The 15,509-nt window shown below is 65.3% G+C and carries 14 protein-coding genes and 1 pseudogene; 6 read left to right on the top strand and 9 right to left on the bottom strand.

Features of this window, described 5'->3' with window-relative positions; genetic code table 11:
- The 3 genes and pseudogenes from GJ695_RS10895 to GJ695_RS10885 form a co-directional block, all read right to left on the bottom strand.
- A pseudogene (locus GJ695_RS10895) lies at nt 1-294 on the bottom strand (GlxA family transcriptional regulator); the annotation flags it as partial.
- Nucleotides 295-389: 95 nt separating this feature from the next.
- Nucleotides 390-1,352 (bottom strand): phytanoyl-CoA dioxygenase family protein, encoded by a 963-nt coding sequence (locus tag GJ695_RS10890; RefSeq protein WP_154364573.1) that lies wholly within the window; start codon nt 1,350-1,352, stop codon nt 390-392.
- Between the two features lie 45 nt (nt 1,353-1,397).
- Entirely contained in the window at nt 1,398-2,786 is a 1,389-nt protein-coding gene (locus GJ695_RS10885) for an MFS transporter (RefSeq protein WP_154364571.1), read from the bottom strand.
- Between the two features lie 100 nt (nt 2,787-2,886).
- Here GJ695_RS10885 and GJ695_RS10880 point away from each other — a divergent pair, with 100 nt between their 5' ends.
- Nucleotides 2,887-3,774, top strand: coding sequence for a LysR family transcriptional regulator (locus GJ695_RS10880; protein ID WP_166455246.1), 888 nt, complete (start codon nt 2,887-2,889; stop codon nt 3,772-3,774).
- A 9-nt stretch (nt 3,775-3,783) separates the two neighbouring features.
- Nucleotides 3,784-4,710: a LysR family transcriptional regulator gene (locus tag GJ695_RS10875; protein ID WP_154364569.1), complete on the top strand. Its 927-nt coding sequence runs from the start codon at nt 3,784-3,786 to the stop codon at nt 4,708-4,710.
- A 3-nt stretch (nt 4,711-4,713) separates the two neighbouring features.
- Here GJ695_RS10875 and GJ695_RS10870 read toward each other — a convergent pair whose 3' ends face one another.
- The 6 genes from GJ695_RS10870 to GJ695_RS10845 form a co-directional block, all read right to left on the bottom strand.
- Entirely contained in the window at nt 4,714-5,709 is a 996-nt protein-coding gene (locus GJ695_RS10870) for an LLM class oxidoreductase (protein WP_154364567.1), read from the bottom strand.
- Nucleotides 5,706-6,200: a nuclear transport factor 2 family protein gene (locus GJ695_RS10865; RefSeq protein ID WP_154364565.1), complete on the bottom strand. Its 495-nt coding sequence runs from the start codon at nt 6,198-6,200 to the stop codon at nt 5,706-5,708. Before GJ695_RS10865 ends, GJ695_RS10870 begins: the two co-directional genes overlap by 4 nt.
- Before the next feature lie 10 nt (nt 6,201-6,210).
- The gene (locus GJ695_RS10860; protein ID WP_154364563.1) at nt 6,211-7,311 is read right to left on the bottom strand and encodes an alkene reductase; all 1,101 of its coding nucleotides are present in this window, start codon (nt 7,309-7,311) and stop codon (nt 6,211-6,213) included.
- A 106-nt stretch (nt 7,312-7,417) separates the two neighbouring features.
- Nucleotides 7,418-8,101 carry a 4-carboxy-4-hydroxy-2-oxoadipate aldolase/oxaloacetate decarboxylase gene (gene ligK / locus GJ695_RS10855; RefSeq protein WP_166455254.1) on the bottom strand — a complete coding sequence of 228 codons (684 nt, stop codon included), beginning with the start codon at nt 8,099-8,101 and terminating at the stop codon, nt 7,418-7,420.
- An 11-nt stretch (nt 8,102-8,112) separates the two neighbouring features.
- On the bottom strand, nt 8,113-9,138 hold the full coding sequence (locus GJ695_RS10850; RefSeq protein WP_154364559.1) for an amidohydrolase family protein: 1,026 nt from the start codon (nt 9,136-9,138) through the stop codon (nt 8,113-8,115).
- 13 nt (nt 9,139-9,151) lie between these two features.
- Complete coding sequence (locus GJ695_RS10845) at nt 9,152-10,210, bottom strand: 4-oxalomesaconate tautomerase (protein ID WP_267874258.1); 1,059 nt, start codon at nt 10,208-10,210, stop codon at nt 9,152-9,154.
- A 161-nt stretch (nt 10,211-10,371) separates the two neighbouring features.
- Here GJ695_RS10845 and GJ695_RS10840 point away from each other — a divergent pair, with 161 nt between their 5' ends.
- The 4 genes from GJ695_RS10840 to GJ695_RS10825 all read left to right on the top strand — a co-directional run bounded on the left by GJ695_RS10840 (nt 10,372) and on the right by GJ695_RS10825 (nt 15,509).
- Nucleotides 10,372-11,577: a LysR family transcriptional regulator gene (locus tag GJ695_RS10840; RefSeq protein WP_154364555.1), complete on the top strand. Its 1,206-nt coding sequence runs from the start codon at nt 10,372-10,374 to the stop codon at nt 11,575-11,577.
- A 142-nt stretch (nt 11,578-11,719) separates the two neighbouring features.
- Entirely contained in the window at nt 11,720-13,054 is a 1,335-nt protein-coding gene (locus GJ695_RS10835; RefSeq protein WP_154364553.1) for an MFS transporter, read from the top strand.
- An 8-nt stretch (nt 13,055-13,062) separates the two neighbouring features.
- Entirely contained in the window at nt 13,063-14,346 is a 1,284-nt protein-coding gene (locus GJ695_RS10830; protein ID WP_154364551.1) for a gallate dioxygenase, read from the top strand.
- An 80-nt stretch (nt 14,347-14,426) separates the two neighbouring features.
- The gene (locus GJ695_RS10825) at nt 14,427-15,509 is read left to right on the top strand and encodes a porin (RefSeq protein ID WP_154364550.1); all 1,083 of its coding nucleotides are present in this window, start codon (nt 14,427-14,429) and stop codon (nt 15,507-15,509) included.

Below are 15,509 nucleotides of genomic sequence, written 5' to 3'. Positions count from 1 at the left end.
ACCCAGGCCTGCGCCGCCGGCACAGGCGGCACGCACCATCGCCACCACCGGCGCGCAGGTGGGCAGGTTGCCGGCCGCGCCGAACACCAGCACCGTATCCCAGGCGCCGGCGGCGCAGGCCTGGGTGCCGACCGTCGGCCCTGCCGAACTGGCCACCGCGCCGCCCAGCGGCGACAGCATCGCCACCTGGTACAGGCGCGCGCCCGAGATCACGTTGGCCTGCTCGAACACCGTCACGGCGGCGCAGTCGAGCAGCTCGAATCCGGGGAAGACAAAAAAGGCGATCGATTTCATGCCCCGATGGTAGCGCCGGCCCGTGCGCGCCGCGATATCGCCTAAGCAGGAATCCCTCCCCACTTTCGAGGGCTACCGGGCCGCGCGCGCTGCTGCTAGCGCGCTCCCAGGCCGCAGGCGGCGGTGGCGCGCCGCAGCGCGCCGTACAGCAGCGGATAGTCCGACTTCAGCGCCGCCTTCAGCACCCCGCCCAGCGTATGGCCGTCCTCGTGCAGCGCGATGGGGACGTTGTTGACGGCGATGTAGCGGTCGGTGGGCGCGTCGCTCAGGTAGCGTCGCAGCGGCTGCGAGTCCGGCACATAGTGGCCGGTGAACGAACGGCGCGTGTGGCGCGCGTCGGCGGTCGGCAGGCTGCCATGCACCGTCAGCGCCGACCACAGGATCACATCGCCCTGCATCATCACCGGCGCCACGCAGTCGCAGGGACCGCTGCGCACGAAGTCGTCCATCTGCCGCTTGTAGCGCGCGCCGTTCGGGTCGTCGATGCCGGCCATGATGCTGCGGTGGCTGCCCGGCACCACGTAGAAGCGGCCGGCGTCGGGATGGATGTCCTCGGCCGCGATCCAGACGCCGATCATGCGGCCGGCGGCGGTGGAATCGAAGTAGTCGCCGTCGCGGTGCGCCCAGGTGGCCTGGTTGCCGTCGAAGTACATGGTGTGCACCAGCCGCGCCGGCTCGCCGAACAGCTGGCGCATCAGCTGCCGCACCTGGGGATGCGTCAGCAGTTCCAGTCCGCGCTGGCGGAACTGGCGGAAGCGGCGGCCGCCGATATCCTGCAGGTTCATGATCGGATACTTCATGTGGCCGTACTCGGTGTAGACGTTGCGTTCGTAGCGGCCGGACGCGTGCCGCTTGAAGTAGGCGCGCCGCGCCGGCAGCACCTCATGCAGGAAGGCCTGCCGCGCCGCCTCGCAGGCCGCCAGCGGCAGCAGGCGCCGTATCACCGCGAAGCCTTCGCGGTCGAAGTAGGCGCGCAACGCCGGCAGGTCGCTGCAAGGCGGGCAACTGGCGTCGTCGTGCTCGCGTGGACGGATGAGTATCTCGGTGTGTGCGGTCATGAAGGCCTCCGTGCTTGGTCCTTCATTGTGCACGCCGTCCCGTTGCTACGACTGCGCTACCTCAATGCCGACTTTTTTGCCACATCCCAGCCGCACCATCAGCAGCAGCGCCAGCACCAGGAACACGCTCGAAGCGCTCAGCGCGGTCGTCACGCGATGCGCCAGCAGCCCGGCGCCGGACAGGCCGCGCGCACCGGCCGCAGCCAGCGCCACAAGCACCGCCAGCCCGAGCGAGTTGCCCAGCTGGTGCGCCACATTCACCAGGCCCGCCGCCGCGCCGGCATCCCGCGCCTGCACCCCGGCGATGCCGGCAGCCGTCAGGGGACTCAGCGTCAGGCCCTGCCCCGCGCCGATCAGCACCATCGGCAGCGCTACGGCAGTCAGATAAGCGCCGCCGGGCGACACGCGACTCAGCCATGCCATCCCGATCAGGCAGACCAGCAGTCCGAACCCCAGCAGGCGCGCATTGCCGAAGCGGCGCGTCAGAGGCGGCACTTGCAGCGCGACGACAAAGTTCACCAGCGTCATCGGCAGGAACGCCATGCCGGTCAGCGACGGCGGATAGTGCAGCACTGTTTGCAGATACTGCGTGGTGAAGAAAAAGAAGCCGATCATCGCCCCCAGGAACAGCATGCGCGCGGCGTAGGCCGAGGCGCGCTGGCGGTCGGCGAACAATCGCAGCGGCATGATCGGCTGCGCCGCGCCGCGTTCATTGACGACAAATGCCGCCAGCAGCAGCAAGCTCGCCGCCAGCGCCCCCTGCGTCAGCCCATCGAGCCAGCCGGCGCCGGCCGAACGGATGACAGCGTAGACCAGCGCGCTCATGCCGACGGTGGAAGTCAGCGCGCCGACCACATCGAACTGGCCGCTGCTGCGCGGGCTTTCGGGAATATAGCGGCGTGCCGCCCAGATCATCGCCGCGCCGATCGGCAGGTTGATCAGGAAGCCGACACGCCACGACCACCACTCCGCCAGCACGCCGCCCAGCACCAGGCCGACGCTGGCGGCGATGCCCGCCGTGGCGCTGTACAGCGATACCGCATGCGTGCGTTCGGCGCCGTCGGCAAACGTGGTTTGCAGCAGCGCCAGCGTGGACGGCGCCAGGATCGCCGCGCCCAGTCCCTGCACCGCGCGCGCGATGACCAGCGCGGCCGGCGTGGCCGCCGCGCCGATGGCCAGCGACGCCAGCGTGAACAGCGCCAGCCCCGCCACCAGCATGCGGCGGCGGCCGATGATGTCGCCGGCGCGCGCGGCCAGCAGCAGAAAGCCGCCAAAGGTCAGCGTGTAGGCGCTCTGCACCCACGCCAGGCCGCTGTCGCTGAAGCCCATTTCAAGATGAATCTTCGGCAGTCCGGTCAGCACCACCGACGTGTCCAGCACGATCATGACGTAGCTGACCAGGATGATGGCAAGTATGGCGCGCTTGTGTTCCATGGGCGTTGCTCCAATCGGATATCAGGCCCACAGTGTAGGCAAGCGAAGGCCTATTGATAAGACGGTATAATCAGCATGAGCTTATGAGGGAGTTTCATCAGTGGAACACGAGAATTTCAACGACCTGCTGGCCTTTGTGGCGGTGGCGCGCGAAGGCAGCTTCACCAAGGCGGCCAAGCAGCTGGGCGTGTCGCAGTCGGCGCTGAGCCACACGATACGCGGCCTGGAGACGCGCCTGGGCATCCGCCTGCTGACCCGCACCACGCGCAGCGTCAGCCCCACCGAGGCCGGCGAGCGGCTGCTGAACACCGCCGCGCCGCGCTTCGACGAGATCACGCAGGAACTGGCCTCGTTGAGCGAATTGCGCGACAAGCCGGCCGGCACCATCCGCATCACCGCCGCCGAACACGCGGCCAACAATGTGCTGTGGCCCAAGCTGTCGGCCATTATGCACGACTATCCGGACGTGAAGATCGACATCAACGTCGACTACAGCATGACCAACATCGTCACGCAGCGCTTCGACGCCGGCGTGCGCCTGGGCGACTCGGTGGAAAAGGACATGATCGCCGTGCGCATCGGCCCGGACCTGCGCATGGCGGTGGTGGGCACACCCGAATATTTTTCGCGCCATCCCAAGCCGCGCACGCCGCACGACCTGCAGCAGCACCGCTGCATCAACCTGCGCCTGCCGACGCACGGCAACCTGCAGATCTGGGAATTCGAAAAGAACGGCGCGCCGCTGAACGTGCGCGTCGACGGCCAATGGGTATTCAACAACACCTCATCGCGCCTGCGCGCCGCGCTGGCCGGCTACGGCCTGGCCTACGTGCCGGAAGATATGGTAGAGGACCATGTGAAAGACGGCACTCTGCTGCGCGTGCTGCGCGAGTGGTGCCCGACCTTCCCCGGCTACCACCTGTACTACCCGAGCCGCCGCCAATCCTCGCTGGCCTTCACGCTGGTGGTCGACGCGCTGCGGATATAAAGGCCCTCCATGACAGACAATGACCGCTTTGACGGAATTTACGACTTTGTCGCGGCCGTGCGCCTGGGGAGCTTTGCGGCGGCCGCCGCCGAACGCGGCGTCACGGCATCCGGCGTCGGCAAGAGCGTCACCAGGCTGGAGTCCCGTCTCGGCACCAAGCTTCTGCATCGCACCACGCGCCGGCTGGCGCTGACGCAGGAAGGCACGGCGTATTACGACATGTGCGTGCAGATGCTCGGCGACCTGGAGGAAATGGAAAGTAGCCTGAGCACCGGCCGTCAGTCGCCCGCCGGCAGATTGCGGGTCGACCTGCCCGCCGCCTTCGGCCGCCTGCACGTCCTGCCAACGCTGCTGGACTTCGCGGCCCAGCATCCGCGCCTCGATCTCGCCGTCACGTTTACCGACCGCACCGTCAACCTGGTGGAGGAAGGCGTCGACCTGGCGGTCCGCATTGGCGCCTTGAACAACGATGCCGACCTGGTCGCGCGCCAGCTCGGCACGCAGCGCCTGCTGATCTGCGCGGCGCCCGCCTACATTGCCCGGCACGGCGCTCCGCTGACACGGGAGCAGCTCGGTGAACACGACTGCATCATCGGCTGGCGCAGGCAGGGACCGCCCGCATGGATGCTGCGGGCGTCCGATGGCGACACCATCGCACAGCCCATCCGCGTTCGCCACGAATTCCGGGATGGCCAGGCGATGCTGGACGCGGTGCTGGCAGGCGCGGGGCTGTGCCAGTTGCCGACCTGGCTGATCGGCACCCACCTGCAATCCGGCGAACTGGTTACGGTGCTGGATGAACATGCGGGCGGCGAAATGCCGATCCATGCGGTATGGCCGGTGACGCGCTATCTCAAGCCCAAGCTGCGCGCCGCCATTGACGCGCTGACCGATATGGCGGCAGCGCCGAACCCCGTTTTTCATCCGACACGCTGAAGCCTATGCATCGGCGGGCGCCTGAACGCTCCCGCCGAACAACGGCAGCACATGCTCCGCCATCTCCGCGATCACGTCTTCGGCGCTGCGCTGCGACGGCTTCATGTTCAGGGCGACGTGGGTGACGCCCAGTTCCTGCTGCTGATACCAGCGCTCGATCAGCGCCTTGCGGCCGATCCGTACCACGTTATAGAACCGCTTGGGCGGCGCGTCCGGATCTTTCGCCAGGTCGAAAAAGGTCGCGTAGCCATATGCCGGCGGCGGCGCCGCGCCGGCGTTGACGCGCAGGCTATCCAATATCTGGCTGATCGCATTCGCGTCGTCGACGGACCAGATCCACGCATCGACATTCTGCGCCAGCCATTCCAGCGGCTGGCGCGAACGCCCTACCGCGATCATCGGCATGCGCGCACCGACCGGCTTCGGCACCAGATCGAGTTCGCCGTGCAGCATGCCGTAATGCCTGGTGTCCAGCTTGGGGAATTTCTGTTCACTGACACTGCGGATCAGCTTAAACGCTTCGCGGTAGCGCTCCTCGCGGTTATCGAAGTCGGCGCCGAACGCAGGATACTCCGAAGGCCGGTCGCCGGTCGACAAGCCCAGAATGAACCGGCCGCCACTCAGCTGATCGACCGACGCCGCCTGCTTGGCGACGATAATCGGATCGCGCAGCGGCAGCACGATGCCGGCGGTGCCGATGCTGATCCGGCTGGTGACCGAGGCCAGGAATCCCGCATAGACGAAGGGATCGAGCATCTGCCCCACGTCGCCGAAATTCGGATCGTAGAACGGCACATCGCGCAGCCACATGCTGGCAAAGCCGGCGTCGTCGATCATTTTCGCCATGCGTTCGTGATCCTTCAACGTCGGAAACGGCGTATCAGGATAAGCCTCCAGCGGAGCGATCAAGCCGAAGGTCAGGCGGCCGGGCGTGAATACCCGCTTGAAGGCGGCATGTTGCGCCAGGCTGGCGCGTTCTTGATCGGATGCCGGGCTCATTGGCGTGCCCGCACCGGCAGCACCAGGCCATGCCCCGGATGGCCGCCGCCAACCTGGCGCGATGGCCAGACCACGTCAAGTTGCGAGCGCGCGATGTACCAGCGGCCGTCGATACGCTGGTATTCGTCGGCGTACATCCCCAACAGAATCCACGGGTCGCGTCCGGGCTTGCTGACCGTGTGCAGATCGAGCAAATAGCAGCGTCCCTGCGCGGTATCGGCATCGACGATTTCCACCCACTGGTTGGTCACCGCATGCAGAAACGGATAGCTGCCATGGCGCTCCACGTCGTACTCAATGAAAGCCTTTGCCAGGCCGTCGCGGATCGCTTCGCGTCCGTGGATGTCGCCGGCGCCGAAATTGCACACGGCGTCGGGTGCGAACAGTTCCGCCAGTTCGGTCAAGCTGTTGCTATCCAGGTAGTGCCCATACAGCATGCGCAGATTCTTGATTTCTTCCAGGTCGAGCAGTTTTTGTACGTGATCGGTCATCGTGTTCTCCTTAAGATAACTGGTAAGCGGGATAGTCGGTGTACCCCTTCGCGCCATGCAGGCCGTAGAACGTGGCGCGGTCGGCATCCGCCAGCGGCCAGTCATTGCACATGCGCTCCACCAGATCAGGATTGGCAATGAAAGGACGGCCGAACGCCACCAGATCGAGCTGGCCGCCCTGAAGCGCCGCCTCGGCGCTGTCGCGGTCAAAGCCACCGGCGGAAATCAGCGTGCCCTGGTAGGCCTTGCGGAATTCGCTGGCGAAGTCGGAGGGGATCGGTGTCTGACCCAGCGTGAGCTGATCGCTCGTGTGCACGTAAGCCAGTTTCCGCTGATTGAGGGCCCTTGCCAGCGCCAGCCAGGTTTCGCGTTCGTCGGCAAAGGGCTGCATGTCGTACAGCCGGCCGAAGGGTGAGATACGCACGCCGATGCGGTTGGCGCCAACTTCGGCAATCAGTGCATCGATCGTCTCCAGCATCAGGCGCAGGCGGTTGTCGATCGAGCCGCCGTAAGCGTCGTCCCGCGTATTCAGTTCACCGTTGATGAATTGTTCGAACAGATAGCCGTTCGCGCCATGCAGCTCGACGCCATCGAAGCCGGCCGCCATGGCGCGCCGCGCGGCGAGCACGAAATCGTTGATCACGCGCGGAATATCACTGGCAGCCAGCGCGCGCGGTTCGCTCGCTGGAACCTGACCGGCCACGCCGGGATGCTGCCACGCGAACGCGCTGGAGCCGGCCGCCTGACGCGCCACCGACGATACCGGCAACGCCCCGTCCTCTTGCAAGGAGACGTGCGAGAGCCGTCCTACATGCCAGAGCTGGGCGAAGATACGCCCGCAGTCGGCGTGGACCGCATCGGTCACCGCGCGCCAGCCGGCCTGCTGCGCATCCGAATACAGGCCGGGATTGAACAGGAAGCCGACACCCTCGCGCGAGACCGGAATGCCTTCACTGATGATGAGGCCAGCGGAAGCACGCTGGCGGTAGTACAACGCCGTCTGCGCATCCGGCACGCCGTTCTCGGCGCGGGAGCGGGTCATGGGGGCCATGACGGTGCGATTCGGCAGAAGAAGGCCTGCCAGATCGAAAGACGAGAACAATTTTTGCATCGGGGATTTCCTAATCAATGAAGCTGCTCATTGTATTAGGACGTTCGTCAAAGATAATCCCGAAGCTCGTACACACAATCAATCCCACAGGGATCGAATTGGCCTGTCAGTCGATGTACTTGAGGCCCGCCTGCTCCAGCGGGCCGCGCATGTTGTACATGTCCAGGCCAAGCACGCCGGCCCCAAGTTTGGCGCGCTTTTCGCCTTCCAGGTCTTCGCGCTGTTGCGCTACGGAGGCCACGCGGGCGACGTCGGCGGCCGGCACGACCACCACACCGTCGTCATCGGCGATGATGGCGTCGCCCGGATTCACCAGCGCGCCGGCGCACAGTACAGGGATGTTGACGGAACCCAGCGTCGATTTGATCGTGCCTTTGGCGCTGATGTTCTTGCTCCAGACGGGGAAGCCCATCTCGGTCAGGAAGCGCACGTCGCGCACGCCGGCGTCAATGATCAGCGCCCTGGCGCCGCGCGCCTTGAAGCTGGTGGCCAGCAGGTCGCCGAAATAGCCATCGGTGCATTCAGCGGTGATGGCGGCGACCACGATGTCGCCCGGCTGGATCTGTTCCGCCACCACATGCATCATCCAGTTATCGCCAGGATGCAGCAGCACGGTGACGGCGGTGCCGGCGGCTTGCGCGCCGGCGTAGATCGGACGCATATAAGGCTTCAGCAAACCGACGCGGCCCATGGCTTCGTGCACGGTGGCGCTGCCGAATTGGCCCAGGTGGTCAACGTGTTCGCGCTCGGCGCGCACGATGTTGCGCTTGACGACGCCCAGTTGATTGATCAGCGGTGTGGTCATAATCCCTTCTCCTTCAGTGCCGCGTCCAGGCGCGGAAAGACGCGGCGCGCGTTGTGTTCGAAAATATTGGCGCGATCAACGTTGGTCAGATTGGCCGCTTCGATGTAGCGCCTGGTGTCATCGTAGTAGTGGCCCGTTTCAGGATCGATGCCGCGCACGGCGCCAATCATCTCGGAAGCGAACAGCACGTTCTTGACCGGCATGACCTCGGTCAGCAGGTCGATGCCAGGCTGGTGGTAGACGCAGGTGTCGAAGAAGATGTTGTTCAGCAGGTGCTCGGTCAGCAGCGGCTTTTTCATTTCCTGCGCCAGGCCGCGGAATCGGCCCCAATGGTACGGCACCGCGCCGCCGCCGTGCGGAATCAGGAACTTCAGCGTCGGGAAGTCCTTGAACAAGTCGCTGGTCAGGCACTGCATGAAGGCGGTGGTGTCGGCGTTCAGGTAATGCGCGCCGGTGGTGTGGAAGCACGCGTTGCAGCTGGTGCTGACGTGGATCATGGCCGGAATCTCGTACTCCACCATCTTTTCGTAAATCGGATACCACGATTTGTCCGACAGCGGCGGCGAGGTCCAATGCCCGCCCGAAGGATCGGGATTCAGGTTGATGCCGACCATGCCGTACTCCTTGACGCACTTCTCCAGCTCGGAAATGCTGGTGGCCGGATCGACGCCGGGCGACTGCGGCAGCATGGCCGCGCCGATGAAGTGGTCAGGGAACAGCTGCGACACACGCGCGCACAGCTCATTGCAGATGGCGGCCCAGGTGGCGCTGGTATTGAAGTCGCCGATGTGGTGCGCCATGAAGCTGGCGCGCGGCGAGAAGATGGTCAGGTCCGAGCCGCGTTCTTTCATCAGGCGCAACTGGTTGGTTTCAATCGATTCGCGCAGCTCGTCGTCGCTGATTTTCAGGTCCGCGACTTTCGGGCCCAGCTCCGGCGTGCTCAGGTTGGCGATCTGCTTGTTGCGCCATTCCTCCAGCGCTTTCGGCGCGGTGGTGTAGTGGCCGTGGCAATCAATAATCATCGGATGATCCTTTTCAGAGATGCGCGGGGACGAGCACTTCGCCCCGCATGATGGGACGGGCGGTACGCAGCAAAGCGGCGCGCGTCACCTGCCCGGATTGGTCGGTTTCCAGTTCGACGCTGAATTCGCCGGTGGGATGTTCGATCGATAGCGTTTTCACGTCGCAGTCCGGTGCGACAGCAATGCCTTCAGCGATGGCGCCCGGCAGCACGCAGGCGGTGGCCACCGTCACTGCGGCCAGCACGCCGATGGAGTCGTGGCAAACGTGCGGGATGAAACAGCGCGTGTTGAGCGCGCCGCCGTCGCGCGGCGCGGAGATCAGGCACATCTTCGGATAGTTTTTCGCGGCGACATCGCCCAGGCCCATCAGCGGACCGACGGCCAGGCGCAGCGCTTCGAGCCGGGCGCGTAGCGCGTCGTTGGCGGTCAGTTCGGCGGCAGGCTCATAGCCGGTGATGCCGAAATCGGCGGCGCGCACTAGCACCATCGGCATGCCGTTGTCGATCAGCGTGGCCTCGATCTGCGTGTCGGCGACGGCGATGCTGTCCAGCGCGCGGCCGGAGGGCAGCAGCGATGGGCACACGGAACCGGCGGTGTCCAGAAAGTTGATGCTGATCGGCGCGGCGGTGCCGGGCACGCCGTCGATGCGGGCGTCGCCGCTGTATTGCAGTTGTCCGCCCGGCGTCTGCACGGTCACATCGCACTGCATGCCGGTGTTCAGCGTCAGAATGCGCGCGGTGGTAACGCCCTGCGCCACCGGCAGCAGACCGCGCTCCAGCGCGAACGGCAGCACGGCGGCCAGCATATTGCCGCAGTTGGGCGTGACATCCACCGTGTCGTTATTCGGTTGCAGCTGCGCGAACAGGAAGTCCAGGTCGACGCCGGGCGTGGTACTGCGGCGGACGATGCCGACTTTGCTGGTCAGCGGATGGGCGCCGCCCAGGCCATCGATCTGACGCGGATCGGGCGAACCCATGGCCGCCAGCAGCAGCCGGTCGCGCGCCGCCGTATCGACGGGTAGATCGGATTCCAGGAAGAACGGCCCGCGCGATGTGCCGCCACGCATCAACATACAAGGAACTGCGCGCTGGTCGGATACTGGATGTTGGCTCATGGTGACGGACGAATACGCTGTGTGAATGCCGCCAGTATCTGTGCCGGCACCGTTTCCATGGTTGCGTTGTGGACGCTGATTTGTTCTAATCTGCTTATTACGCCTACTTTTTAATCACCATGTTCCTGGTCAGCCTGCGCCACCTCCACGCGTTTAACGCCGTCGCCGCCAGCGGTGGCATCCGCCGCTCGTCGGAAAGCCTGTTCCGCGCATCGTCCGCCGTGGCGCGCTCGGTCGCCTCGCTGGAGGAAAGCCTGGACGCCCAGCTGTTCGAGCGCAAGGGGCGCGGCATGCTGCTCACCGCCGCCGGCGAAGAAGTGCGCAAGCGCGCCGACCGCATCGAGGCCGAGCTGCACGCGGTACGCGAGGAAGCCGTGCGCCTGCGCGACCGCAATGGCGCCAAGGTCGGCGGCATCGAAGCGCTGCTCAATGAACGCCGCCTGCAAGCCGCCACGCTGTTGGCCGAGATGCACCACATGCCCAGCGTGGCGCACGTGATGGGCGTATCACAGTCGGCGGTCAGCCAGGCCATCGCCAGGCTGGAGGACATGCTGGGCCAGCCGCTGTTCCTGCGCACCGCCCACGGCATGATGCCCACCGACGCCGGCCGCCGCTGGACCGAATCGTTCGAACGCGTGCTGTCGGAACTGCGCCACATCCCGGAAGACATCGCCGCGCTGGCCGGCGTGGTGCTGGGCGTGGTCACCATCGGCGCGCTGCCGCTGGCGCGGTCGCAGCTGCTGCCGACGGCGATCGCCTCGGTGCTCAAGCGTCATCCGCAACTGCACATCCGCTCGCTGGAAAGCCCGTATGAGGAACTGACTGCCAGCCTGCTGAGCGGCCGCATCGATTTCATCGTCGGCGCCCAGCGCGCCAGCTCGGCCGACGTGTTCGAATCGCGCTCGCTGTTCGAGGACAAGGCGGCGCTGGTGGCGCGTACCGGCCATCCGCTCACGCAGCGCAAGAAGCTGACGCTGCAAGATCTCGCCGGTTACCGCTGGGTACTGTCGCGCAGCGGTACGCCGTTACGCGAATCGCTGGTGCAGTTCTTCAATCGCCAGGGCCAGCAACCGCCCTCGCCCGCCGTGGAAACCGGCGACCTGGCGCTGCTGCGCGGCCTGCTGGTCTCCAGCGATATGCTGACGGTCTTGTCGGCGCACCAGCTGCACCACGAAGTGCAAACCAGCCAACTCGTCGTGCTGCCATTCGAGATGCCCGGCATGGAACGCAGCATCGGCATCACCACCCGTAAAAATGCTCATTTATCTCCTGGCGCGTATGCCCTGCTGGCTGAAATCGAAGCCATCAGCGCGCGCTGGCGATAAGCAGATTGAAACGGTCCGGCAAGCAAAAGCAATACTCTCCCTCCTGTCAATACGTACACTGCGATTGTGTTACAGCGGCGATGGCAGCTTCATCTGCCTTAACACCTCTTTACATAAAACCAGAACCAAGACAGGAGACTTAATGAATATAGGACATACGCTCGACGTCCGGGCCCACATCAACAGCAGGAAGATGAGCGGCCGCCAATGGCTGCTGCTCGCTCTCTGCTTCCTGATCGTCGCCACCGACGGCATGGATGTCGCCATCATGGGCTTCCTCGCACCGGACATCACCAGGGAATGGGGCATCTCGCGCGCCGCGTTTGGCGTCGTGATGAGCGCAGCCCCCATCGGCCTGGCCATCGGCGCCATTCTGGTCGGCCCGATGTCGGACCGCTTCGGCCGCAAGAAACTGCTGATGACTTCCGTCGCCTGGTTCGGCGCCTTCACCATCATCAGCGGCTTCGCGCAGGACGTCACCACCTTGTCGCTGCTGCGCTTCCTGACCGGCCTCGGTCTCGGCGCGGCCATGCCGAACACCACCACCCTGCTGTCGGAATACGTGCCGGAGCGTTCGCGCTCGACGCTGATCGCCATCATGTTCACCGGCTTTAATCTCGGCTCGGCGCTGGTCGGCTTCGGCGCGGCGGCGATCCTGCCGCACCACGGCTGGCGCGCGGTGCTGATCGCCGGCGGCGCGGTGCCGCTGCTTTGCCTGCCGGTCTACCTGCTGCTGGTGCCGGAATCGGTGCGTTTCCTGGTAGTCCGCAAGTTCCCGGCCGAGCGCATCGGCCGCACGCTGCGCCGCGTGGTTGGCGGCGACGTGCCGGAAAACACTCAGTTCACCATCAGCGAACCGCAGGTGACCGGCTCGCAGCCAGGCAAAGTGCTGTTGTCTTCCGCTTATCGCGCCACCACGCTGTCGCTGTGGGGCACCTACTTCATGGGCCTGCTGGTGATCTACCTGCTGAGCGGCTGGCTGCCGACCATGATCAAGGATGCCGGCCTGCCGATCGAACGCGCCGCCAACATCACCGCGCTGTTCCAGCTGGGCGGCACCGTCGGCGCGCTGCTGGTCGGCTACTTCATGGACCGCGTATCGCCGAACAAGGTGATTTCCGCGGCCTATCTGGGCGGCGCCATCTTCATCCTGTGCCTGGCCTCGGGAAGCGTAGAATCGTCCTTGTTCTCGGTGTTCGTGCTGCTGGCGGGATTCTGCATGAGCGGCGCCCAGACCGGCCTGAATGCCTACGCCCCGTCGTGCTACCCGACCGTGGTGCGTGCCACTGGCGTCAGCTGGATGCAGGGCATGGGCCGCTTTGGCAGCATCTTCGGTTCCTTCGCCGGCGGCGTGCTGCTGTCGATGGGCTGGGGCTTCAGCGCGGTGATCGCCATCCTGGCGGGACCGGCAACGCTGGCGGCCATCTTCATCGTCATTAATAAACTCGGCCAACGCGCCGTTGTAGCGAAAGCTTAGGAATCATCATGGCCAACATCATCGGCGCCATCGCCTCGTCCCACACTCCGACCATCGGCTTCGCGCTGGACGCCAACAAGCAGCACGACGCTGCCTGGGCGCCCATCTTCAAAGCCTATGAACCGGTGCAGCAATGGCTGGCGGAGAAAAAGCCCGACGTCATGCTCGTCATCTACAACGACCACGTGACCTCGTTCTTCTTCGACCACTACTCGGCGTTCTCGCTGGGGATCGGCGACAGCTACAAGGCGGCCGATGAAGGCGGCGGCGCGCGCAACCTGCCGCCGATCGCCGGCCACGCGGGCCTGGCGCGCCACATCGGCCAGTCGCTGATGGCGGACGAATTCGACATGTCGTTCTTCCAGGAGAAAGGGCTGGACCATGGCTGCTTCTCGCCGCTGTCCATCCTGTGGCCGCACGAGCAGGAATGGCCGGGCAAGATCGTGCCGCTGCAGATCGGCGTGCTGCAATTCCCGGTGCCGCCGGCGCGGCGCTGCTTCAAGCTGGGACAAGGCCTGCGCCGCGCCATCGAAAGCTATCCGGAAGACCTGAACGTGGTGCTGGTCGCCACCGGCGGCCTGTCACACCAGGTGCATGGCGAGCGCGCGGGCTTCAACAACACGCCGTGGGACCACCAGTTCCTCGACCTGTTCGAGAACGATCCGGAAACGCTGCTCAACATGACGCATGCCGACTACGCCAGGCTGGGCGGCTGGGAAAGCGCGGAAGTAGTGATGTGGATGGCCATGCGCGGCGCCATGTCGAGCAGGCTGCACTGCGTGCACCGCGAGTACTACCTGCCATCGATGACCGGTATCGCCGTGGCGCTGTACGAAAACGCCGCCTCCACCGACAAGGCGCTCAATGCGGCGGCGATCGAAGCGCACCGCGCTCACATCGGCCATCAGACCAAGGGCGTTGAAGACCTGCCGGGCACCTACCCGTTCACGCTGGAGACCAGCGTGCGCACCTACCGCATCAACAAGTACCTGCACCAGCTGATCGATCCGGCCTTCCGCACGCAGTTCAAGGAAGCGCCGGAAGCGACCTTCGACGCGGCCGGCTTGACGCCGCAGGAACGCGACCTGATCGCCCGCCGCGACTGGCGCGGCATGATCCAGTACGGCGTGATCTTCTTCCTGCTGGAGAAGCTGGGCGCAGTGGTGGGCGTATCCAACCTGCACATCTACGCCGCCATGCGCGGGCAGTCGCTGGAGGACTTCCAGAAGACCCGCAACGCACCGGGCGCGCTGTACTCGGTAGGTTCCAGCGCGGCCTGGGACAAAAAATAAACTAACCACCCCTTGAGAACCGCCTCCACACGGAGGCGGCTATCCCGACACGACTATACAAAACAGAACGGAGACACACAATGAAAAAATCCCTCATCATCGCAGCCGCCGCCTTTGCCGCCAGCGGCGCGCAAGCGCAAAGCAACGTCACCATGTACGGCATCATCGACGCCGCCGTCGAGTACTACAACAACGCCGACGCCGCCGGCAACAGCCTGACCCGCATGCCGAGCCTGGGCGGCGGCATGTTCCCGTCGCGCCTCGGCTTCCGTGGTGCGGAGGATCTGGGCGGCGGTATGAAAGCCATCTTCCAGCTGGAGAACGGCTTCGCGCCGGACACCGGCACGCTGGGCCAGAACCGCCTGTTCGGCCGCCAGGCCTGGGTGGGATTATCGGGCAACTGGGGCCAGGTCACCTTCGGCCGCAATTACAATATGCTGAACATCTCGACCTATGACGTCGACATCATCGGCCCGTCGCAATACGGCCTCGGTTCGCTGGATTCGTTCATTCCGAACGGCCGCAGCGACAACTCGGTCGCCTATCGCGGCACCTTCAGCGGCGTGACGCTTGGCGGCACCTATAGCCTGGGCCGCGACACCTCGTCCGCCGGCGGCCCCGCAGGCACCGGCTGCGCCGGCGAAAGCGTGACCGACGCCATCGCCTGCCGCGAATGGTCCGCGCTGCTGCGCTACGACGCGCCAGGCTACGCGCTGATCAGCGCCTACGACCGCATCTACGGCGGCGCCGGCGCGGCCAATGGATTGAACAGCAGCGACAAGACCGACAGCCGCGCGCACATCGCCGCCTTCCTCAAACGCGATGACTGGAAGCTTGGCGTCGGCATCATCAACCGCAACAACCAAGGCTCGGCGACGCAGCCGCGCAGCAACCTGATTTACATCGGCGCGGCCTACAACATCACGCCGTTCTTCACGCTGGACGGCCAGGTGGCCAAGCTGGATTACCGCGCCACCAACAACGACTCGGCCCAGGTGATCATTCGCGGCATCTACAACCTGTCCAAGCGCAGCGCCGTCTACGTGGCCGCCGCCCGCATCAACAACAGCGGCGCGGCGGCGGTGGCGCTCAGCGCCGGCGGCTCGGTCGGCGCCGGCTTGAACCAGACCGGCATCATCACCGGCATCAAGCACACCTTCTGA

It is taken from the genome of Duganella alba (assembly GCF_009674495.1).
Classification (GTDB): domain Bacteria; phylum Pseudomonadota; class Gammaproteobacteria; order Burkholderiales; family Burkholderiaceae_D; genus Rugamonas; species Rugamonas alba.
This window is presented reverse-complemented; position numbering and strand designations above follow the sequence as displayed.